The organism is Psychrobacter sp. CX5 (assembly GCF_057621535.2).
The window spans coordinates 1,562,593-1,587,078 of record NZ_CM177735.1; the positions used below are offsets into that span (position 1 = coordinate 1,562,593).

11 protein-coding genes are annotated in these 24,486 nt (G+C 43.5%); 6 read left to right on the forward strand and 5 right to left on the reverse strand.

Translation table 11 applies throughout. The features are described from left to right. Positions 1 to 482 precede the first annotated feature (482 nt). From AC21OG_RS06140 to AC21OG_RS06150, 3 genes are all read left to right on the forward strand, one after another. Entirely contained in the window at positions 483 to 692 is a 210-nt protein-coding gene (locus AC21OG_RS06140; RefSeq protein WP_296403327.1) for a cold-shock protein, read from the forward strand. Positions 693 to 1,517: 825 nt separating this feature from the next. Further along, positions 1,518 to 1,727 (forward strand): cold-shock protein, encoded by a 210-nt coding sequence (locus tag AC21OG_RS06145; RefSeq protein WP_296403327.1) that lies wholly within the window; start codon positions 1,518 to 1,520, stop codon positions 1,725 to 1,727. Between the two features lie 375 nt (positions 1,728 to 2,102). Then, positions 2,103 to 3,125: a putative bifunctional lysylphosphatidylglycerol flippase/synthetase gene (locus tag AC21OG_RS06150; RefSeq protein WP_486547921.1), complete on the forward strand. Its 1,023-nt coding sequence runs from the start codon at positions 2,103 to 2,105 to the stop codon at positions 3,123 to 3,125. A gap of 169 nt (positions 3,126 to 3,294) precedes the next feature. Here AC21OG_RS06150 and ccmE read toward each other — a convergent pair whose 3' ends face one another. From ccmE to ccmA, 5 genes are all read right to left on the reverse strand, one after another. Beyond that, positions 3,295 to 3,825, reverse strand: coding sequence for a cytochrome c maturation protein CcmE (gene ccmE, locus AC21OG_RS06155; protein WP_486547922.1), 531 nt, complete (start codon positions 3,823 to 3,825; stop codon positions 3,295 to 3,297). 98 nt (positions 3,826 to 3,923) lie between these two features. Next, complete coding sequence (ccmD, locus tag AC21OG_RS06160) at positions 3,924 to 4,136, reverse strand: heme exporter protein CcmD (RefSeq protein WP_486547923.1); 213 nt, start codon at positions 4,134 to 4,136, stop codon at positions 3,924 to 3,926. A gap of 69 nt (positions 4,137 to 4,205) precedes the next feature. Continuing rightward, the gene (gene ccmC, locus AC21OG_RS06165) at positions 4,206 to 4,994 is read right to left on the reverse strand and encodes a heme ABC transporter permease CcmC (protein ID WP_486547953.1); all 789 of its coding nucleotides are present in this window, start codon (positions 4,992 to 4,994) and stop codon (positions 4,206 to 4,208) included. Positions 4,995 to 5,683: 689 nt separating this feature from the next. Continuing rightward, entirely contained in the window at positions 5,684 to 6,394 is a 711-nt protein-coding gene (locus tag AC21OG_RS06170) for a heme exporter protein CcmB (protein WP_487378475.1), read from the reverse strand. Positions 6,395 to 6,441: 47 nt separating this feature from the next. Next, the gene (gene ccmA / locus AC21OG_RS06175; RefSeq protein ID WP_487378473.1) at positions 6,442 to 7,257 is read right to left on the reverse strand and encodes a heme ABC exporter ATP-binding protein CcmA; all 816 of its coding nucleotides are present in this window, start codon (positions 7,255 to 7,257) and stop codon (positions 6,442 to 6,444) included. A gap of 1,414 nt (positions 7,258 to 8,671) precedes the next feature. Here ccmA and AC21OG_RS06180 point away from each other — a divergent pair. From AC21OG_RS06180 to AC21OG_RS06190, 3 genes are all read left to right on the forward strand, one after another. Continuing rightward, positions 8,672 to 9,625, forward strand: a complete 954-nt coding sequence (locus AC21OG_RS06180; RefSeq protein ID WP_487378474.1) for an OmpA family protein — start codon at positions 8,672 to 8,674, stop codon at positions 9,623 to 9,625. A 41-nt stretch (positions 9,626 to 9,666) separates the two neighbouring features. After that, the gene (locus AC21OG_RS06185; protein ID WP_491185060.1) at positions 9,667 to 21,177 is read left to right on the forward strand and encodes an Ig-like domain-containing protein; all 11,511 of its coding nucleotides are present in this window, start codon (positions 9,667 to 9,669) and stop codon (positions 21,175 to 21,177) included. Between the two features lie 125 nt (positions 21,178 to 21,302). After that, the gene (locus AC21OG_RS06190; RefSeq protein WP_487378470.1) at positions 21,303 to 23,969 is read left to right on the forward strand and encodes an Ig-like domain-containing protein; all 2,667 of its coding nucleotides are present in this window, start codon (positions 21,303 to 21,305) and stop codon (positions 23,967 to 23,969) included. Positions 23,970 to 24,486 lie beyond the last annotated feature (517 nt).

Below are 24,486 nucleotides of genomic sequence, written 5' to 3' on the forward strand. Positions count from 1 at the left end.
TTCTCTTTCTTTATCTACTATCATATTCCTATTTAAGGATGGTTTCAGCCTCAATTTGCAACTTTTCAGGTTAGTTTAAGACCTTTAAGCGATAAGACGAGTATGTTTTACTGACTGTTATTCAACTTGTATCTATACTGAATCTTAGAATTAAATAAATGCACCGCTTTGATTAGGATATGTTTCATTCTTCACTATGAGTAGGGTTGTAGATAGTAGGGCAGTTAAGGCTATTTATGGCTTTTCCTTAATAATTATAAGACAGACTTAAACTTATTTTAAAATAAAGCTTGCATAAGGGGTGGGGTTGGACATATACTGTGCTCCTGCTTAAGAGAAGTCCTGCAGCAAATCATTACCACGTAGTTTAAGTTATAGCCATTACCAGATAGTTATAATCCTTCGTTTTAAGATTTACCGTTCAGTAGCTCAAAGCTTTACCCGACCAAATTGGTCATTATGTTTAAAATTAGGATTATAATATGTCAGATACTATCAAAGGTACCGTAAAGTGGTTTAACGAAGCTAAAGGTTTTGGCTTTATCGCTCCAGAAACTGGTCCAGACGTTTTTGCTCATTACAGCGAAATCGCAAGCTCAGGTTTCAAAACCTTAGCGGAAGGCCAAGAAGTTGAGTTCACAGTAACTCAAGGTGCTAAAGGCCCACAAGCCCACGGTATTACCGCAGTATAATGTATTAGTCAGCGACTACTCATTCAATGAGTATTAACTGACAATAGATTCATACAATAAAAAACGAGCCTTTGGCTCGTTTTTTTTGGTTGCTACTTTATTGCCTATTTATTGGCTTAAAAATAAATGGATTGCTATTTTGTCGTTTGGTCAGGTGATAACTCTTTTAGGATTTTCAGATATAGGACTGACATAAATAGCGATATCTAGCGTTTTAAAGCATTTGGATGTTATTTAGTGCGCTTTATATTATAGATAGGGCTTAATTTAATAGTTTGTTCTCAGCCAATAGTGGGTTCTTCTTCCTAATAGGCTCTAATTAACTAATACCTTTTCTATAACACAACTTATCTTAGTCAGACTCACAGAAAGTGCTATTTGTAAGGTTTGATTTGTTGTGTTTGGAATTGACTTCCGTGATAGGTTAATTTCTAGGTCTGGTATAACAAGCAACGTTAATAATAAGCAATACTAAGAATAATAGCTGCAAGTCATTATAGTCACGACTGATCGTTTATAGACTGATAGGTTTTCAAGACTGTTGTTCACGTCAATGCTAGTAAAGGCTCAGCCAGTTATATTTAAAATAATTAATTATAAAAGAGAAAATATTTAATTTATTTTAAAATAAAGCTTGCATAAGGGGTGGGTTAGACATATACTGTGCTCCTGCTTAAGAGAAGTCCTGCAGCAAATCATTACCACGTAGTTTAAGTTATAGCCATTACCAGATAGTTATAATCCTTCGTTTTAAGATTTACCGTTCAGTAGCTCAAAGCTTTACCCGACCAAATTGGTCATTATGTTTAAAATTAGGATTATAATATGTCAGATACTATCAAAGGTACCGTAAAGTGGTTTAACGAAGCTAAAGGTTTTGGCTTTATCGCTCCAGAAACTGGTCCAGACGTTTTTGCTCATTACAGCGAAATCGCAAGCTCAGGTTTCAAAACCTTAGCGGAAGGTCAAGAAGTTGAGTTCACAGTAACTCAAGGTGCTAAAGGCCCACAAGCCCACGGTATCACTGCAGTATAATGTATTAGTCAGCGACCACTCATTCAATGAGTATTAACTGACAATAGATTCATACAATAAAAAACGAGCCTTTGGCTCGTTTTTTTTGGTTGCTACTTTTTATGGGCAGCTGTGATCTTTTATGAGCTCTTTAATAAGCTTTATGCCTTTTAAGAAAATATCTTTTTATCGCTCATATTTTATCAAGGCCATTTTAATTGAATCTATTTTAGTTAAAGCTCTCTTTATTGCTAATTTAACCCCCCCGATTTTTGCTTACTTTTTGCATAAACACACAAACTGATAGAATAGGCTGTTATTATATGACCTATAATAGAGCTATAATAAAACGTCGATAAAAACCTGTGTATTGATAGTGTGTTGCTAAGTATTTATATGTCTATTAACTTAAAAAAAGTTTTAAAACCCAAAGTTATTTTATTACGCGGCACGCTGACCTTTTTGGCGCTGGTCGTTTTTGTGTTGGCCATCAAAACGCTATATACCATTACCCAAACTATTCAGCTCTCAGAAGTATTTGCCGCTCTTGAACAGATCCCTAATACTAAAATATTTTTGGCATTCATTGTTGTTGCCTTAGGTTACTTAATTCTCACTTTATATGACACGATTGCATTAAGACATATGGATATTAAGCTACCCTTTAAGAAAGTAGCATTTACCTCATTTACGGCATACGCTATCGGTCATACCATAGGATTGGCTATATTATCCGCATCTGGTGTCCGCTTTCGTATGTATGGCGTCAATAATATCCGACCTGAGAATATTGCCAACGTAGTATGGTTAGTATCTATGGCATTTACGTTTGGTATTACTACTTTAGTCGCCCTGTCTTTAACCCTAAATCCTCAGGCGACAGTCACGATGATAGGGCAACTAGACAGCCAACTCGCCAACTTATCCCTAGATATCCCAGATCTGCTGCGTAGTGTCGCATTGATACGTGGTATTGGTCTGGGCTTGTTGGTGTTAGTTATTGGATTGATCGTCTGGTCAGGTCGCGAAGGTAAGCACGTTCGAATTAAAGGTTGGCGCTTTGACTTACCACCTGCAATCATACTGATTAAGCAAATACTTATCTCAATTATTGACCTAGCAAGTGTCGCTTTTGTGCTTTATTTGCTATTGCCTCAAGGTGCTGGAGTGGGGTATTTCACTGTCTTCTCAGCCTTTGTACAGTCTATGATATTAGCAATCTTAAGCCATGTACCGGGTGGCTTGGGAGTCTTTGAACTAACAATGATGGCCTCATTGCCACAAGTTGATAAGGCGTATATATTGGCCATATTATTGGTGTTTAGGATACTTTATTATCTAATACCCTTCTTTTTGGCGATATTTTTCTTTTTGGCTCACGAAGTTTGGTTACGTTGGTTTCATGAACGTAACGCATAAAAGCCCATAAAAAAAAGCTTGATTAGTAGCTAAATAAGATAGCTTAGTGCAAGTATTACAACAGCCAGCACTGCAATACAAGCACGAGCTCGAACTTGAACACCACAATAATAAGTGATGGCTAACCTTAAGATTATCGACCTTATTGTTAAGTTGCTTTAAGTCTTTATTAATCTTCTACTAGAGTTTGAGTTTTGTGGTTGCCACCAACCATTGACTCTTCTAATGGGATAGCAGGTGTGAACTGTTCAGAATCAGGTGAGACGCCTTTAGCAACATGCTCTTCTTTCAAAGATCTAGCCACTTCTGGTGGCATATAGTTTTCATCATGCTTAGCTAGCACTTCACTGGCCACAAACACCTCTCCTTGCATTTTACCCGTCGCGACAACACCTGAGTTTTCTGCAAATAAGTCAGGAAGGATGCCTTGATAACTGACGGGTACTGTGGCATTAAAGTCGGTGATGGCAAACTGAACGTTAAGCTCATTGTTCGGGTCACGTTTCACACTGTCTTTTACCACCATGCCACCGGCACGAATACGTTTATCTTGCGGAGCTTCACCGGCTGCAATGGCTGATGGATCAAAGTAATAGTCGGTCTGCTGGCCAATGGCATAAATCACAAGTATGACTGCGATGATAGCACCTGCCAAGGTAGCTGCGACCCAAATAAGTTTTTTTCGACGGACAGCATTCATATGATTGCCTTTAATTTAATTCAGAGGGTGATCGTGGCTTATTAACCCATAAGTGGCGTATTTAAATGTAGAAGAAAATGTAGAAGAAGGGGTGCTGCTCAGCGAGGACGAGACGCTGGATGACTAGGTTTTCGTTGTTGTTGTCTTGCCTGTTGAATTTTAAGCTCTTTGATTAACCGATGACGCTGATTTAGGCTATATAGAATAAAAGCTAAGACAACTATCAGAGTAATACCCCAACTAGACCATACATACGGACCATGCTTACCCATTGTCAAAAATTCTTGCAAGCTATTGAAATAAGGGTGCATTTTGCGCTCCTTTAAATGGGATTATAAGAATGGAATTATCGTTAAATACTAAACCGTTAAGCCTTAATATTATTTCGATGAGCGGACATACTCTTTGACCCAGGCTTTATTTTGATCTCGACGCAGTATTAAGGTATTAGTACGATAAATGGCCAACGCGGCGACTAAAAAATAAGCCCCTAGTATCATGAGTAGTAATGGCGCTAACATATCTAAAGACATTTTTGGGGCTTCAGTAATGGTTAAGGTAGATCCTTGGTGTAGCGTATTCCACCAGTTCACCGAGTATTTAATGATGGGTAGGTTTACAGCACCGACGACAGATAAGATGGCTGCCGCTTTCCCGCGATTTGGAGTATGTTCAAATGCGGCAAACAACGCCATGACACCTGCATACAAAAAAGCCAAAATCAGCATAGAAGTTAGGCGCGCATCCCATACCCAAAAGGTCCCCCAGGTAGGTTTGGCCCATATAGATCCAGTTATCAAGCTAAGTACGCACAGCATAAACCCAATAGGCGCGATAGCTTGAGCGACTAAATTTGCTGTTTTTATACGCCATACCAAAAAAATCACACCCAGTACTGCCATTGCAAAGTAAATGGATAGCGCAATACTCGCTGTCGGAACATGGATAAAGATAATACGATAACTATTACCCTGTAAGTAGTCAGGCGGCGCAAACCCTAAGCCCCAGATACTACCTATTGATAGCATAATGATAGCCAGGCCTGCTAGCCACTTTACCCAAGGGGAGAAAATACGAAAAAACTCACGAGTACCCACAGTGGCTAAAAAGCCTTGCCATAGTCGTGAGAAAAACCCTTGAGTGTTAGAAGAGGGATTAGCATTTGGCATCATAAAATGACCTTGTAAGCCAGAGTTCTAGTAAGTCATAGTTTAAGCATATAAAACGCTTAAACAGGTATTCATACGTTTTGAGAGTGATACCTTTTCTATAAACTTGCCTATCCTAGTTAGATTAAGTCAGGCTCATTAAACCTACTATTTGCAGCGTTTGATTTGTTGCGTTCGATTTATTGCGTTTGTACCTGCCTGCCTCGATTGGTTGATTTTTAGAGTTAATCTCTAGGTTTGGTTTTAAATAAACTTAAAATTCACACCATTTTGATGCTTACCTGTTGAAAGTTCAACAGAGCCTAAAGATAAGCAGTACTATTATAGCAAATATTAACCTTAGGGCGTGTGGAACATTCGACCATGGCACTGGCGGAGGCTATTTTTTAGTCAATATGCAGTGAAATTTTTGACGCTTAGTCATTCTAAGTTAGAACCCTAAATTTTTAAAAGCCGCCATATATTGGCAAAAAAAGAGTCCCGCCCTCACTCGATCATAGCCCTCATCTTGCGAACGGTCAAAGCAGTGCTTTGCTTAATCCGTTCTCAGGGCTGATACTAAAATCGCCCCAGACGTTGTTACAAACCTAGCCAAGGTCCAATACGCTTCGGGCATTAGCGTCAGTTTGCGCCTAGTCTGGAACGATTTTAGCTATCAGCAGTGCTAATTTGCGAATGTTCCACACGTCCTAATTAAGCCATGCCATCTTTAAAGTCATGGCTATTACCCATGGCATGATGATCACTGAAAAGATGCTTCCAGCGGCAAGTAAGGCTAGGATAGGTAAGCCATTTAGTCCTGTCGCATACAAATCAACGGCTCCTGTGGCAAATATTAAAACAGGAAGCTGCATAGGCAGTGCGATTAAAGGCACCAAAACAGCGCCGTTTTTGAGAGATAATGTTAGGCTACTGGCAATAGCTGACAGCATTAATAAAAGAGGGCTACCTACTATTATAGAGGCCAGTAGGGCAGTGGCCTCCCCCCATGACAAACCAAATAATGGAATGGCAAGTAGGCTTAATATAGCGACCAACCCACTACTAAATACCCAGTGAATGGTGAGACGCACCAATACCCATATAGGGAGGGAGGTCCTAGACACAATTAACTGTGCTAGTGTACCGTTATCCATTGCTGGTTTGAATAGGTCATCAACCCCCATTACTAATGACAATAAAGCAGCAATCCATACCGCAGGCACCCCTAATCGATGCAATAATTGTGGCTCACTGCCAACAGCAAGTGGAAATAGAGTAATAATGACTAAAAATAATACTAATGGATAGAGCCACTGTACTGCCCCTTGTTGCTTGACCTGCCATTCACGGTGCCAAAGTTGACGGGTACCAATACCCTTAATAGTAGTCTCTTGATGAGGAATCTCTTGACGAGGCATCTTAGTATGCGCATCAGCAGAAGATGAAGGCGAAGAATGCAATGACATTAAAGCTCTCCTTCACTTTTATTAGAACTGATGTTAGAACTTAAATTACAGTCAACAGATGCACCAGTATCAGTAACAAAACGACGATCAAATGCAGATTCAGATTCGTCATCAGCGTTTGCTATGGATTGTGTTGATAAGTCAGTCGTAACACCAGGTATGAAGTCTGATAAGTTAAGCACTTTATTGGCCACATCCACCTTTTGATGACTGGTCATCAGTACAGCGCCACCCTTATTTACAAAGTCAGTCAGTCTTTGTTGTAGTCTGGCAACCATATTGACATCAAGTGCTGTAAATGGCTCATCAAGTAGCCAGAGTGGTGTTTGCTCTGCACGCATAAGATATAGTCGCGCTAAGGTTATGCGCCGTGTTTGTCCTGCTGAAAGCTGATTGCTGCCAATGTCTTCAAACCCCGATAAATCAACCCAATCTAATGCTGCCTCAATCTGATCTTGTGTCGGATGAATGCCATACAGGTTTAATAAAAAGGTTAGGTTTTGTTTAACGGTTAAATTTGGATGAATACCGAGTTGATGAGAGACGTATAATGGGGCTAGTGGTAAATTAGATTGACCGTAGTAAAGCACGTCGCCTTCCATTAAAGGTAATAGACCTGCTAATTGCATTAATAGAGTGGTTTTGCCAGTACCATTTGCGCCAATGAGATGGCAAATGTCACCCTGATTAAGAGAGAGCTTGACGTCAACACACAGTGGAAAGTCACCGCGCTGTACAGTAAAATTATCTAAAGCCAATATGGAGAATTGGCTTTCTAAGGTAGGGTAAACTGAGGAACTTGTGTTGTGTGGCATGATGACCTAAGTTTCAAACGGTATGTTGATTGGATTTTTTGTTTTAGGGTATTTGTTAAATATAACGGCCAGTATCGACCTATTGGAATGTGCAACAGTCCCTAAATTATTTATCAACCTGGGGCGGTAAATATAGCATAGTATAGCAAACCTAGTCCCATAACTACTTACCCTATTGTGCCTAATATGAGCTCACGTAAAAAATTTCTTTTTGGCAATGATTAACCTTCATCTATTAACCTTTATGGTGTATTGACCATTCATCTACCTAAGTCACACCTACAAGTCAGGACTAACCTTAGCCGCACAGTTAAACTACGATATGATGCTTGGGTGCATTTAAATTGATAATAAGGATGGCGACATTAGATCTCATTAATTCTTATGCGAACATTTTGAATTAATCACGGTGTTAGAGGACACTACTTTTCTGAAAGAAAGCAGACTTCTTTATAACAACTCAAGTGCATCAGTTATAAAGCATATTATATTATTGATAGTTAAGTGATTCATAGTTAAGCAATACTCAAAAAGGGCTGTATATCATTAGATATACAGCCCTTTTTTTGTGTATAAATACTTACTTTTGTAAATATTTTATAAAATTTGGTATTCGATATGAATATTTTTGAATATTTATTAAATTTTATTATAGTATATCTTAATTATATTATCCAATATACTTTTAACAGTGTATAATATTTTCAAAGCATAAAACAGTCTATTTATTAAATTATCTTCATTATGGGTTAAAATATATATTTTTATTTAAAAATCAATATTTTTTATAATTTGATTGATTGTTAAATCAATTTAACTATAATGACTTTAATATAACTTAATTTAATTTTTTATTGATTTTTATTTCTAGTAAAAAACGCATGTTTTTATAGATAAAGCATAGTAAAACAAAGCCTTAAACAATAATATCTTTAAAACCCAAACGAAATGTAGGTTTGTTAATACTAAGAGCTAAATTTTTTAATTCTTTAATGACATTTATGAATCTAATGAAATATTGATTCTTTTGAAGATAATACCGAATTGGTATTTTTCACATGAGTAGTAAATATATATTGTTAAATATATTAAATTTTTTAAGAAAGTATAAAGTTATGTTTTATATGCGATATTCATTACCGTAACAGATTTTAATTTAATACTCACTAAATTAAAAGATTTAATATAGTTAATAGCAAAATGCTATTGGACTTAATAACTTAAATTAAGTTAGATAAATCAACTATTTAGATTGTATTTTATAATTTAACAAAACTATTCCTAATTAACATATTACCTTTCATAAATATTTCTCGATTTTAAACTTAATTTTAACTAATTAGTAAATAAAACAATTAAAACAACCCATAACACTTTTACGAATAGAGATTAAACACAACTAAGGATGACACCAATGAAATACATTCAAGCCAAAAGACATCTTCGGACCTGTAGCCTAGTCACCTCCCTATGGGCGATTATGTTTGGAATAGGGTACACAGCGACAGCAGAAGACAGCATGCGTCAAGTAGACCATATAGGCTGGAATAAAACGGGTGACACCGTTTTTCAGCCCATGAATGCCAGTGAACTACCGGCAAATGAAACCAACCTCATCTTTGTACGTCCCCTAGACAACGACGGACTACAAACCAGTGCCAATATCGCCATTGACGGCCGATTCCAAGTCAGTCTACAACCAGGGCACTACTCACAAATACGTTACTGCAGTGGACAACACAACATCAGTGTCGCACCAACCGGACTTAAAACAAACGATCTCACCAACGCCTTTAGTCATCTCGTTGAATTTACCCCCCAAGAAAACTACTACATCTACATCGACATTGATGACGCCACAGGCACACCGACGTTAAGCAAGCTTGAAGAAAGCGCTGCACAGCAAATACTAAGCACCCAAAGCGAACAAACCCATCAAATCAGCCGTGTTGTTCGCGACTGTCCAGAGATTGTCATTGAAGAGCCGGTTTCTGAGCCGCCGATTGTCGTTGAAATAGACACACCAATCGACCTAAAAGTACTGTTTGAATTTGACAAAGCCGTCGTTCAGCCTGTATTCAACGCCCGCATCGAAGCGGTCGCAAACTTTATGAAGAAATATCCAGACACCAGCACCGTCATTGAAGGTCATACCGACAGTATTGGAACAGACAGCTACAACATGGACTTATCAAAACGTCGCGCTGACGCCGTTAAAAAAGAATTGGTTATGAAGTATGGCATCGCACCAAACCGATTAAGCACAGTAGGCTACGGAGAAAGCAGACCAGTAGAAAGCAACGCCACATCCGCAGGTCGTTACAACAACCGCCGCGTTGTTGCCACTGTCAGTGCTACCCAACAATAAAGACACATTAAAAAATAAAAAGTGAATCCAAGGAATACGAAATGAAAACGATTATTGTAAAAGTAAATGATGCCGTACAAAGCATAGCCGAACATCAAGTCGTCACCAAAGACGGTCAACCAACCGTCATCAAAGCCTCCAACAAAGTAAACTATGAACTTATCGACACCTCGACGGGGCGAGCCCCAGATCACATCATCACCAAACGTGTCGGTAAAGACTTACACGTATCGATCGATGAAACCGGCCAAGACAGCGACCTTATAATAGAAGGTTATTATGACGAGGCTGACAGTGCGCTCATTGGATTAGCAGAAGATGGCAGCTACTACTACTATGTACCAGATACCGGTGAAGTAGAGGACTTTGTTACAGAACTGGCCGCAGGTGACAGTGAAGGACAAGCCTTAGGCGGTAATGCACAACCAACCCCTTATTGGGTGGGCGCAGCAGATGACGGTGGCTTTGCTTGGCTACCTTGGTTAGTTGGACTTGCAGGTTTAGCTGCCGTAGGGATTGCCTTAGGGGGTGACGATGATGAAACTCCTAAAGACACCACCGCACCGACTCAACCAGATAGCGTACAGATTGGTAATGGCGATGACTTTATCACCGCAGACGAGATTGATGCTGATGGCAACGTACCCGTCACCGTTGGTCTACCAGAAGATGCCAAAGTGGGCGACACCGTCACCGTAAACGGCGTCGATAAAGAGATTACTCAAGAAGACAAAGACGCCGGTGAAGTCATTGTTAAAGTGCCTGCGCCAGCCGAAGGTGAAAAGCTTGACGTAGAAGCCACCATCAAAGACCCTGCCGGTAACGTCAGTAGCCCCGTCACAGATGGAGCCACTCGTGACACCACAGCACCAACTCAACCAGATAGCGTACAGATTGGTAATGGCGATGACTTTATCACAGCAGACGAGATTGATGCTGATGGCAACGTACCCGTCACCGTTGGTCTACCAGAAGATGCCGAAGTGGGCGACACCGTCACCGTAAACGGCGTCGATAAAGTCATTACCCAAGAAGACAAAGACGCCGGTGAAGTCATTGTTAAAGTGCCTGCGCCAGCCGAAGGTGAAAAGCTTGACGTAGAAGCCACCATCAAAGACCCTGCCGGTAACGTCAGTAGCCCCGTCACAGATGAAGCCACTCGTGACACCACCGCACCAACTCAACCAGATAGCGTACAGATTGGTAATGGCGATGACTTTATCACCGCAGACGAGATTGATGCTGATGGCAACGTACCCGTCACCGTTGGTCTACCAGAAGATGCCGAAGTGGGTGACACCGTCACCGTAAACGGCGTAGATAAAGAGATTACCCAAGAAGACAAAGACGCCGGTGAAGTCATTGTTAAAGTTCCTGCGCCAGCCGAAGGTGAAAAGCTTGACGTAGAAGCCACCATCAAAGACCCTGCCGGTAACGTCAGTAGCCCCGTCACAGATGAAGCCACTCGTGACACCACCGCACCGACTCAACCAGATAGCGTAGAGATTGGTAATGGCGATGACTTTATCACAGCCGACGAGATTGATGCCGATGGCAACGTACCTGTCACCGTTGGTCTACCAGAAGATGCCGAAGTGGGTGACACCATCACCGTAAACGGCGTAGATAAAGAGATTACCCAAGAAGACAAAGACGCCGGTGAAGTCATTGTTAAAGTGCCTGCGCCAGCCGAAGGTGAAAAGCTTGACGTAGAAGCCACCATCAAAGATCCTGCCGGTAACGTCAGTAACCCCGTCACAGATGAAGCCACTCGTGACACCACAGCACCGACTCAACCAGATAGCGTACAGATTGGTAATGGCGATGACTTTATCACAGCAGACGAGATTGATGCTGATGGCAACGTACCTGTCACCGTTGGTCTACCAGAAGATGCCGAAGTGGGTGACACCGTCACCGTAAACGGCGTAGATAAAGAGATTACCCAAGAAGACAAAGACGCCGGTGAAGTCATTGTTAAAGTGCCTGCGCCAGCCGAAGGTGAAAAGCTTGACGTAGAAGCCACCATCAAAGACCCTGCCGGTAACGTCAGTAGCCCCGTCACAGATGAAGCCACTCGTGACACCACCGCACCGACTCAACCAGATAGCGTAGAGATTGGTAATGGCGATGACTTTATCACAGCCGACGAGATTGATGCCGATGGCAACGTACCTGTCACCGTTGGTCTACCAGAAGATGCCGAAGTGGGTGACACCATCACCGTAAACGGCGTAGATAAAGAGATTACCCAAGAAGACAAAGACGCCGGTGAAGTCATTGTTAAAGTGCCTGCGCCAGCCGAAGGTGAAAAGCTTGACGTAGAAGCCACCATCAAAGATCCTGCCGGTAACGTCAGTAACCCCGTCACAGATGAAGCCACTCGTGACACCACAGCACCGACTCAACCAGATAGCGTACAGATTGGTAATGGCGATGACTTTATCACAGCAGACGAGATTGATGCTGATGGCAACGTACCTGTCACCGTTGGTCTACCAGAAGATGCCGAAGTGGGTGACACCATCACCGTAAACGGCGTAGATAAAGAGATTACCCAAGAAGACAAAGACGCCGGTGAAGTCATTGTTAAAGTGCCTGCGCCAGCCGAAGGTGAAAAGCTTGACGTAGAAGCCACCATCAAAGACCCTGCCGGTAACGTCAGTAACCCCGTCACAGATGAAGCCACTCGTGACACCACAGCACCGACTCAACCAGATAGCGTACAGATTGGTAATGGCGATGACTTTATCACAGCAGACGAGATTGATGCTGATGGCAACGTACCTGTCACCGTTGGTCTACCAGAAGATGCCGAAGTGGGTGACACCATCACCGTAAACGGCGTAGATAAAGAGATTACCCAAGAAGACAAAGACGCCGGTGAAGTCATTGTTAAAGTGCCTGCGCCAGCCGAAGGTGAAAAGCTTGACGTAGAAGCCACCATCAAAGACCCTGCCGGTAACGTCAGTAACCCCGTCACAGATGAAGCCACTCGTGACACCACAGCACCGACTCAACCAGATAGCGTACAGATTGGTAATGGCGATGACTTTATCACAGCAGACGAGATTGATGCTGATGGCAACGTACCTGTCACCGTTGGTCTACCAGAAGATGCCGAAGTGGGTGACACCGTCACCGTAAACGGCGTAGATAAAGAGATTACCCAAGAAGACAAAGACGCCGGTGAAGTCATTGTTAAAGTTCCTGCGCCAGCCGAAGGTGAAAAGCTTGACGTAGAAGCCACCATCAAAGATCCTGCCGGTAACGTCAGTAACCCCGTCACAGATGAAGCCACTCGTGACACCAACAACCCAGATGCCCCGACAGTCTTAATCACAGACGATGCAAACAACGACGGTTTCTTAAATGCAGCTGAGCTTGAGGGCAAGACAACCGTAGACGTTAAAGTGACAGTACCTAGCAGCGTAGAGATTGGCGACACTTTGAGTGTTAAAGACCAAGCTGGCAATGACCTAGGCACCTTCACAGTGGGCACCGACCTCAAAGTAGGAGGCAGTGTCACAGTACAACCACAAGTTCCTGCTGAAGGCGAGACCCTAACCGTCACCGCAGTACTAACAGACTCAGCAAATAACACCACCGAAGGCTCAGACAGTGCCATTGTAGACACAACAGCGCCAAACACAGCCCCGGTAGTGACCATCACTGACGATGCTAACGATGATGGTTTCTTAAATGCCGAAGAGCTTACAGACAAAACACAAGTATCAGTAGAAGTTGTCGTACCAGCCGATGCTGAAGAAGGTGACGTACTGACCATCACCGACCAAGCAGGTAATGAGCTTGGCGAATACACCGTAGGCACCAATGTCGATCCGGAAGACACCGTCACCGTCACCGCAGCAGTACCCGCTAACGGCGACACCTTAGAAGTAACAGCTGTTCTGAAAGACCCTGCAGGGAACGAAGCAGAAGGCACAGACAGTGCTAAAGTGGATACTGGCATCCCAGGAGACTCAAACGATGATGGCACTGTAGGTGACGACGATGATGATGACACCACAGTTAATGGTGCGCCAATCATTACCTTCCCAGAAGACACCAGCGGTGATGGCATATTAAACGCTGCTGAGAACGGAACAACGAAAGACACCACACCTGTACAGATCAGCACTCCTGCGAATACAGAAGTTGGTGACACCGTAGTCGTCACAATCAATGGTACAGAGCAAGAAGTACCCGTCACAGCAGAAGACCTAGAAAATGGTTATGTGACAGTAGATGCACCAGTCACTACAGACACAGATAACATTACTGCTGAAGCCTATGTCAAAGACCCATCTGGTAACCAGTCGAATACAGCTACTGAAACCCTGGCGGTAGACTTAGGTGTTCCAGGCGATGTGAATAATGATGGCACCCCTAATGAAGACGACGATGACGACACCACAGTTGATGGTGCACCGATCATCAGCTTCCCAGAAGACACTAGCGGTGATGGCATATTAAACGCTGTCGAAAATGGTGATAGTGCAGACAGCACCCCAGTGCGAGTAAGCTTACCTGCTAATACAGAAGCTGGTGACACAGTGGTATTGACCATTAATGGTACAGAGCAAGAAGTACCCGTCACACCAGAAGCACTGACTAATGGATATATTGAAGTTTTAGTACCAATTGCTGCTGCCACCACACAGATTGCTGCTGAAGCCTATGTTAAAGATCCAGCAGGTAACCAGTCGAATACAGCGAGTGAAACGCTTGCAATAAGCACCAACAACCCAGATGCCCCGACAGTCTTAATCACAGACGATGCAAACAACGACGGTTTCCTAAATGCAGCTGAGCTTGAGGGCAAGACAACCGTAGACGTTAAAGTGACAGTACCTAGCAGCGTAGAGATTGGCGACACTTTGAGTGTTAAAGACCAAGCCGGTAATGATCTAGGTACCTTCACAGTGGGCACCGACATCACAGCAGGCCGCAGTGTCACAGTACCCGCGCAAGTTCCTGCTGAAGGCGAGACCCTAACCGTCACCGCAGTACTAACAGACTCAGCAAATAACACCACCGAAGGCTCAGACAGTGCCATTGTCGACACAACAGCGCCAGCCACTGCACCGTTAGTGACCATCACTGACGATGCTAACGATGATGGTTTCTTAAATGCCGAAGAGCTTACAGACAAAACACAAGTATCAGTAGAAGTTGTCGTACCAGCCGATGCTGAAGAAGGTGACGTACTGACCATCACCGACCAAGCAGGTAATGAGCTTGGCGAATACACCGTAGGCACCAATGTCGATCCGGAAGACACCGTCACCGTCACCGCAGCAGTACCCGCTAACGGCGACACCTTAGAAGTAACAGCTGTTCTGAAAGACCCTGCAGGGAACGAAGCAGAAGGCACAGACAGTGCTAAAGTGGATACTGGCATCCCAGGAGACTCAAACGATGATGGCACTGTAGGTGACGACGATGATGATGACACCACAGTTAATGGTGCGCCAATCATTACCTTCCCAGAAGACACCAGCGGTGATGGCATATTAAACGCTGCTGAGAACGGAACAACGAAAGACACCACACCTGTACAGATCAGCACTCCTGCGAATACAGAAGTTGGTGACACCGTAGTCGTCACAATCAATGGTACAGAGCAAGAAGTACCCGTCACAGCAGAAGACCTAGAAAATGGTTATGTGACAGTAGATGCACCAGTCACTACAGACACAGATAACATTACTGCTGAAGCCTATGTCAAAGACCCATCTGGTAACCAGTCGAATACAGCTACTGAAACCCTGGCGGTAGACTTAGGTGTTCCAGGCGATGTGAATAATGATGGCACCCCTAATGAAGACGACGATGACGACACCACAGTTGATGGTGCACCGATCATCAGCTTCCCAGAAGACACTAGCGGTGATGGCATATTAAACGCTGTTGAAAATGGTGATAGTGCAGACAGCACCCCAGTGCGAGTAAGCTTACCTGCTAATACAGAAGCTGGTGACACAGTGGTATTGACCATTAATGGTACAGAGCAAGAAGTACCCGTCACACCAGAAGCACTGACTAATGGATATATTGAAGTTTTAGTACCAATTGCTGCTGCCACCACACAGATTGCTGCTGAAGCCTATGTTAAAGATCCAGCAGGTAACCAGTCGAATACAGCGAGTGAAACGCTTGCAATAAGCACCAACAACCCAGATGCACCGACAGTCTTAATCACAGACGATGCAAACAACGACGGTTTCCTAAATGCAGCTGAGCTTGAGGGCAAGACAACCGTAGACGTTAAAGTGACAGTACCTAGCAGCGTAGAGATTGGCGACACTTTGAGTGTTAAAGACCAAGCCGGTAATGATCTAGGTACCTTCACAGTGGGCACCGACATCACAGCAGGCCGCAGTGTCACAGTACCCGCGCAAGTTCCTGCTGAAGGCGAGACCCTAACCGTCACCGCAGTACTAACAGACTCAGCAAATAACACCACCGAAGGCTCAGACAGTGCGATTGTCGACACAACAGCGCCAAACACAGCCCCGGTAGTGACCATCACTGACGATGCTAACGATGATGGTTTCTTAAATGCCGAAGAGCTTACAGACAAAACACAAGTATCAGTAGAAGTTGTCGTACCAGCCGATGCTGAAGAAGGTGACGTACTGACCATCACCGACCAAGCAGGTAATGAGCTTGGCGAATACACCGTAGGCACCAATGTCGATCCGGAAGACACCGTCACCGTCACCGCAGCAGTACCCGCTAACGGCGACACCTTAGAAGTAACAGCTGTTCTGAAAGACCCTGCAGGGAACGAAGCAGAAGGCACAGACAGTGCTAAAGTGGATACTGGCATCCCAGGAGACTCAAACGATGATGGCACTGTAGGTGACGACGATGATGATGACACCACAGTTAATGGTGCGCCAATCATTACCTTCCCAGAAGACACCAGCGGTGATGGCATATTAAACGCTGCTGAGAACGGAACAACGAAAGACACCACACCTGTACAGATCAGCACTCCTGCGAATACAGAAGTTGGTGACACCGTAGTCGTCACAATCAATGGTACAGAGCAAGAAGTACCCGTCACAGCAGAAGACCTAGAAAATGGTTATGTGACAGTAGATGCACCAGTCACTACAGACACAGATAACATTACTGCTGAAGCCTATGTCAAAGACCCATCTGGTAACCAGTCGAATACAGCTACTGAAACCCTGGCGGTAGACTTAGGTGTTCCAGGCGATGTGAATAATGATGGCACCCCTAATGAAGACGACGATGACGACACCACAGTTGATGGTGCACCGATCATCAGCTTCCCAGAAGACACTAGCGGTGATGGCATATTAAACGCTGTCGAAAATGGTGATAGTGCAGACAGCACCCCAGTGCGAGTAAGCTTACCTGCTAATACAGAAGCTGGTGACACAGTGGTATTGACCATTAATGGTACAGAGCAAGAAGTACCCGTCACACCAGAAGCACTGACTAATGGATATATTGAAGTTTTAGTACCAATTGCTGCTGCCACCACACAGATTGCTGCTGAAGCCTATGTTAAAGATCCAGCAGGTAACCAGTCGAATACAGCGAGTGAAACGCTTGCAATAAGCACCAACAACCCAGATGCCCCGACAGTCTTAATCACAGACGATGCAAACAACGACGGTTTCCTAAATGCAGCTGAGCTTGAGGGCAAGACAACCGTAGACGTTAAAGTGACAGTACCTAGCAGCGTAGAGATTGGCGACACTTTGAGTGTTAAAGACCAAGCCGGTAATGATCTAGGTACCTTCACAGTGGGCACCGACATCACAGCAGGCCGCAGTGTCACAGTACCCGCGCAAGTTCCTGCTGAAGGCGAGACCCTAACCGTCACCGCAGTACTAACAGACTCAGCAAATAACACCACCGAAGGCTCAGACAGTGCGATTGTCGACACAACAGCGCCAGCCACTGCACCGTTAGTGACCATCACTGAAGATGGTAACGATGATGGTTTCTTAAATGCCGAAGAGCTTACAGACAAAACACAAGTATCAGTAGAGGTTGCCGTACCAGCCGATGCTGAAGAAGGTGACGTACTGACCATCACCGACCAAGCAGGTAATGAGCTTGGCGAATACACCGTAGGCACCAATGTCGATCCGGAAGACACCGTCACCGTCACCGCAGCAGTACCTGCTAACGGCGACACCTTAGAAGTAACAGCTGTTCTTGCAGACCCTGCAGGGAACGAAGTAGAAGGCACAGACAATGCAAAAGTGGATACCCAACCGCCGACAGCCCCGACAGCAGTCATAGGTGATGGCGATGAGTTTATCACCGCAGATGAGATTGATGCCGATGGTAATGTTCCTGTCACCGTCACTCTACCGGATGACGCCGAAGTGGGCGGTTTTGTCACCGTCAACGGTGTTGAGCAAGAAATCACCCAAGAAGACAAAGACGCCGGTGAAGTAGTGGTTGACATACCTGCACCAGCAGAAGGTGAAGCGCTTGACGTTGAAGCAACGATCACTGACCCTGCCGGTAACCAAAGCGAGCCTGGTACAGACAGTGCCACTCGTGACACTGTCGCACCGACAGCCCCGCCAGCAGTCATAGGTGATGGCGATGAGTTTATCACCGCAGATGAGATTGATGCCGATGGTAATGTTCCTGTCACCGTCACTCTACCGGATGACGCCGAAGTGGGCGGTTTTGTCACCGTCAACGGTGTTGAGCAAGAAATCACCCAAGAAGACAAAGACGCCGGTGAAGTAGTGGTTGACATACCTGCACCAGCAGAAGGTGAAGCGCTTGACGTTGAAGCAACGATCACTGACCCTGCCGGTAACCAAAGCGAACCTGGTACAGACAGTGCCACTCGTGACACTGTCGCACCGACAGCCCCGACAGCAGTCATAGGTGATGGCGATGAGTTTATCACCGCAGATGAGATTGATGCCGATGGTAATGTTCCTGTCACCGTCACTCTACCGGATGACGCCGAAGTGGGCGGTTTTGTCACCGTCAACGGTGTTGAGCAAGAAATCACCCAAGAAGACAAAGACGCCGGTGAAGTAGTGGTTGACATACCTGCACCAGCAGAAGGTGAAGCGCTTGACGTTGAAGCAACGATCACTGACCCTGCAGGTAACCAAAGCGAACCTGGTACAGACAGTGCCACTCGTGACACTGTCGCACCGACAGCCCCGACAGCAGTCATAGGTGATGGCGATGAGTTTATCACCGCAGATGAGATTGATGCCGATGGTAATGTTCCTGTCACCGTCACTCTACCGGATGACGCCGAAGTGGGCGGTTTTGTCACCGTCAACGGTGTTGAGCAAGAAATCACCCAAGAAGACAAAGACGCCGGTGAAGTAGTGGTTGACATACCTGCACCAGCAGAAGGTGAAGCGCTTGACGTTGAAGCAACGATCACTGACCCTGCAGGTAACCAAAGCGAACCTGGTACAGACAGTGCCACTCGTGACACTGTCGCACCGACAGCCCCGACAGCAGTCATAGGTGATGGCGATGAGTTTATCACCGCAGATGAGATTGATGCCGATGGTAATGTTCCTGTCACCGTCACTCTACCGGATGACGCCGAAGTGGGCGGTTTTGTCACCGTCAACGGTGTTGAGCAAGAAATCACCCAAGAAGACAAAGACGCCGGTGAAGTAGTGGTTGACATACCTGCACCAGCAGAAGGTGAAGCGCTTGACGTTGAAGCAACGATCACTGACCCTGCCGGTAACCAAAGCGAACCTGGTACAGACAGTGCCACTCGTGACACTGTCCCACCGACGAACAGTGTAACCACTTTAGTTATTAATGATATTACAGACGACAACATCCTAAATGCCACCGAAGCGGGTCAAGACATTCCTGTAACCGGAAAGGTAGAAGGAGAATTCGCTGAGGGTGATATCGTCACACTAACGATCAATGGCAATGAGTTCACAGATGATGTAGATGCAAATGGCCTCTTTAGTATTGAGGTATCAGGTGCTGATTTAGCAGCGGATCCTGACACCACCATTGATGGTGTTGTTGCCGCCACTGATCCTGCTGGCAATACCGGTCCTGTCACTGCCACTAAAGAGTATGAAGTAGCGAATGGGTTATTATATAGTCCAACAGTTACTATTGTATCGGACAGCAGTCCAGACGATGGTGTTATCAATGCTCAGGAGTTAAATGGTCAAACTGAGCTAGATGTTGAAATAGCTGTGCCATCAGATGCGCAAATCGGAGACGTATTAACAGTTACGGACTATTTAGGTACTAGCTATACTTATGAAGTTGGTGATACCGTTTTACGTGGAGGCACAGTCACCATACAAGTTCCTGTACCGGCCGAGAATGAGACCATGGAAGTCACAGCCACATTGACTGATGCCACAGGTAACTCATCTCAAGCTTCGGACAGTGCCGTGATTGATACTACGGTAGATGCGCCAACCATCAACATAGCAGATGATTGGAACAATGATGAGTATTTGAACATTGCAGAGCTTGCCGGAAAAACACAAATTACTGTTGATGTTGTTATTCCGGATACTGCAGAAGTAGGAGACGAGCTTACCATTACTGACCAAGCAGGTAATACGCTTGAGACTTATCTAGTAGGTACAGATGCCAATGCAGGCGATACAGTGACTGTTCAACCTGAGATACCGGCTGATGGTACAGAGCTTACATTTAAGGCCACCTTGACAGATCCTGCTGGTAACAGCGTCGAAGTTTCAGACACCGCATTAGTTGATCAGACCGCACCTGACGCTGTCGTAATACCACGTACAACAAACACTGTTGTAACGGATGAAAACGGAAATCCTACACGAGTGGAGCGTCAGGGACAAGTACGCATTGAATCTAGTACTGATGAGGATACTGTTCTAATGAACTTCACCTATACTGATGAGACCTATAACCCAGAGACAGGTATGGTTGGTACTACTCATGAGGTAACAGTCGCTAGAGGAGAGGATGGGAATTGGAACTGGCTTACGTTTGATGGACAAGACGCTGTTGCTGACCCATCTGTCGTTCAATCTGCAATAGTACTTGATAATACTGATTTAAATGGTGATGGGGTAAACGAAGCCGTTGTTCTAATCAACCAAGACAGAATATTAGATAAGAGTGAAGTTTCTGCGACCAATACTGATATTGCTGGTAATGAAGGTAGCACAGCAACGGGAACTGGTGCAGATGATGGTCCCAGTGGGCTCAATTATACAGTGCCTAAGGGTGATGAGTTCCAAGATAGTGCTGCCTTTAGTGATGATGCCTTTAATGGTGAAATCGAGTATGCAGGATTTATCGATGAGGACGGTAATTTTACTAAACTAACCGATGACGGTCTTTTCGAGTTTGATGTTTCTTATAGAAATGGTGTAATCGATGGTTATGGTTTCTCTATAGTGGATGTTAATGCCGCTAATAATGATTTAGATCAATTACCTAATCAATGGATATATGACGTTGCATTCTTCGATAGTTCATTCAATCAAGTATATGTAGATACGCAGATATTGACCGAGGAAGTCCGTGGTGGGGTTGTATAGATAATAGATGTATTCAGAAACATGCTCGAAGTTATAACTCATAACTTTGAGCTTCAATTACAGATTTAACTTGCAATATGTGCAATCACTATTGCAAAACAATTATTGACTAAAGGATTTAAAAGATGAGTACTAGTATTAGAACATTTGAATTAGCAGATGACAATCTGTCTGCTAATGATGAGACAACTTTGACGATTGTATTTGATACAACCGTTTTAGACTTTGATATTAATGATTTACGCCTAACTGGTGTAATCATTAATGATTTTTCTACAACTGACAACGGACAAAGCTGGACTGGAACAGTGACAGCTGTACCTGACTATAACGGACCTGCTCAAATAAGAATAAGAGCTAATAACTATCTTAATGGCGAGACTCTTGAAGAAGGTAACCGGTTTGATTTAGATTTCAATGTCGATACCACGCCGCCATTAGAGCCAGTTATTGGGTTACCTGATCCGTCTGGACCAAATGGCGAGTACAATATTGAAGATGCTAATCCAGATGGTACGGTAACAGCGACCATTACCCTACCAACTTCAGATAATGAGTTTGAAACTACCAAACCTGGTGATATTTTAGTGGTGAATGGTACTGAGTACGAAATCACTCAAGATATGATTGATAATGGGTTTGAGGTGGATGTTGAACCCGGACAACCAGTTATAGCTTCTATTACTGACGCAGCTGGTAATATTGGAGAAGCCGTAGATGCGCTCGTACCTGATGCTGATTTAGAGGCTCCAGAAGCACCGAGCGTTGTTATTACAGAAGATGCTAATAATGACGGTGTTATTAGTTATGTTGAAAATGCAACTGATGACAAACCTGGTATAAACTATACAGTTACTGTTAGTCCAGACGCAGAAGTCGGTGATATTTTAACGGTTAATAATCAGCCTATCGACATCACTCAAGACATTATCGATAATGGCTATCAAGGTAGTTTACCTGCTATCGATGGTGAGCAGATAAACGTAGTCGCGACAGTTACTGATCAGGCGGGTAATGTATCCTCTGTAGCGACAGATACTGCCATTGTTGATTTAACGATTCCAGATGCAGACCCAATTTACCTATGGCATTTAGGATATAACCTAAATGATACTCAAGGTCCTTCTGACCATCGCGGTAAGTCTGGTGGAAAGTATGGCACTGATATCAATTATGACACAGGTATTTTAAATGACTATATATATATTGGTTATGATGGCGTAGATGATCAAGGCAGCCTTATCGAATCACGTTGGGATGGCGATTTTGAAAGAGATATCGGTGATGGTAATGCCGTATGGAAGATGGAAACTTATGCTGGTAATGACGTTGTACAGATACGTGATGATCAAAATGCGTATACGGTAGCTTTATTGGGTAGTGGTAATGATACATACTATGTTCAAGGCGCATTAGATTCTAATCTTTATCAAGCTCAAAGTAACCCTGAAGCGCGTAGCTTTATCTTTACCGAAACTGGCGATGACACAGTAGTCATTGGTGGCAATGGAGAGGGCGAAGTTACTGGTTGGGGTGTTGATGGAGGTCGTATTTTCACAGGTAGTGGCAATGATGATGTGACTGTTTATGGCACCGTGGATGACGGCGGTGTCATTGATCTAGGTGCCGGTCGTAGCGATTATGCTAGCAGTAATACATTTGACGCAGCCAGCTCAATTGATGCTGAAGGTGATGTCAATACGTTGAGCATTTCGAACAATATTGGTAGTGTTGCTGCTTATGATTTTGGTCATGTCTTTGGTGGGTTAGGTAACGATAGCGTGACCGTTGAGAACAATGTCCTCGGCTATAGCGTGATCGACCTAGGTGAGGGAACCAATACTATCAATATTGGTAACGATCTCTCTGGTAGAGCTCAAGTTCTAACAGGTAGTGGTGATGATACACTTAACATAGCTGATGACATTCAATCCTATGCACAAGTTAATTTAGGTGATGGTAATAATATCATTACTATCGGCAGTTACGTAAAAGGAAACAGTACTATAACTACTGGTAGTGGTGCTGACCAATTGGATATTGCTCAATCTATCGGAGATCGTGCTTCAGTTTATTTAGGCGATGGTAATGATACCGTTACCATAGCGGATAATATTAACTATCAGGCTAGTATAGATCTAGGCGCAGGGGATGATAAACTTTCTGTTACTGATATGAATGGTAATAGTCATATTGATGCCGGTGTAGGCGATGATGTTATAACCCTAGATACCATGCATTTCTATTCAACAATGTTGTTGGGTGATGGTGACGATAGCTTATCTATTAATGGCATGCACAATAATAGCCAAGTCGATGCTGGTGCTGGTAATGACACAATTGCTTACTCTGGTGGCAAACTCAACGGATTTATAGCTGGGGGAGAGGGTATTGATACTTTGCAACTCACATATGATGAAGATGATAGCTTGGTTAGTAGTTGGCTACATGAAACTAATGTCTCTTCTGAAGACTTCAGTGGCATTGAAGTTATTGAAATGACTGGACAAAATGCTGTTGATATCCGTTTTGAAGACTTAATGCAGGATGAAGCTCGTGAGGGTGCGTTATACATTCAAGGCAATGACTTAAGTAAAGTAGATTTAGGGTCTACTAACTGGAATAGTGATGGTGCGGATAAGGCTAAATTTGATGATGCTACTACAGATGGTACTTGGGAGATAACCTCGAGTGCAGTTGTAGAGGGTATCAACTATGATATTTACCATCATTCAGCTGCTGTTGATAATTCGCACGACGTTTATATTGAGCAAGGAATAGTTGTGATCTAACTATTTTGATACAGCCAGTTTTTGACTTGTAAGATGAATACTTATTACTCATTAAAATCTGGTTACGTTAAAAGTAAACCTTTTATAAAAGCACTTCTAGTACAGCTAGGAGTGCTTTTTTATGAAAGATTATTCAAGGCAACATCGCTCATAATTATCATTCTATAGTCAGCGAACTACTAAACGGTTACGGCGTTAACCACGTTAAGTCTACTCCCGTATTACTGGCTACTTGCACTCTGTTGTCTTGTAACCATTTTAGACTTCTTTGACTATATCTACCTACCTATAAAAAAGCACTAGTTTTCTATTTATTTAGCTTTAAGCTCTATACATAAATATATATCTTAAGGGTTTATTCAATCAGTTTTTATAATGCATTTTCTAAGTAAACTAAATGAATAACTACTTGAATATACTGCACTTATAAGAATCATTTATTAGATACAATTATATTAATTTATAAGATGTAATGCTGTGATAATTATATAGTTATATTTATCTAAAATTTTAAATA

Bases quoted from the DNA above. Each gene is read 5' to 3' on its own strand.
- AC21OG_RS06190 (WP_487378470.1), top strand. From the start codon at position 21,303: ATGAGTACTAGTATTAGAACATTTGAATTAGCAGATGACAATCTGTCT.
- ccmD (WP_486547923.1), bottom strand. From the start codon at position 4,136: ATGCACCCTTATTTCAATAGCTTGCAAGAATTTTTGACAATGGGTAAG.
- AC21OG_RS06145 (WP_296403327.1), top strand. From the start codon at position 1,518: ATGTCAGATACTATCAAAGGTACCGTAAAGTGGTTTAACGAAGCTAAA.
- ccmE (WP_486547922.1), bottom strand. From the start codon at position 3,825: ATGAATGCTGTCCGTCGAAAAAAACTTATTTGGGTCGCAGCTACCTTG.
- ccmA (WP_487378473.1), bottom strand. From the start codon at position 7,257: ATGCCACACAACACAAGTTCCTCAGTTTACCCTACCTTAGAAAGCCAA.
- AC21OG_RS06140 (WP_296403327.1), top strand. From the start codon at position 483: ATGTCAGATACTATCAAAGGTACCGTAAAGTGGTTTAACGAAGCTAAA.
- AC21OG_RS06185 (WP_491185060.1), top strand. From the start codon at position 9,667: ATGAAAACGATTATTGTAAAAGTAAATGATGCCGTACAAAGCATAGCC.
- ccmC (WP_486547953.1), bottom strand. From the start codon at position 4,994: ATGCCAAATGCTAATCCCTCTTCTAACACTCAAGGGTTTTTCTCACGA.
- AC21OG_RS06170 (WP_487378475.1), bottom strand. From the start codon at position 6,394: ATGCCTCGTCAAGAGATTCCTCATCAAGAGACTACTATTAAGGGTATT.
- AC21OG_RS06150 (WP_486547921.1), top strand. From the start codon at position 2,103: ATGTCTATTAACTTAAAAAAAGTTTTAAAACCCAAAGTTATTTTATTA.
- AC21OG_RS06180 (WP_487378474.1), top strand. From the start codon at position 8,672: ATGAAATACATTCAAGCCAAAAGACATCTTCGGACCTGTAGCCTAGTC.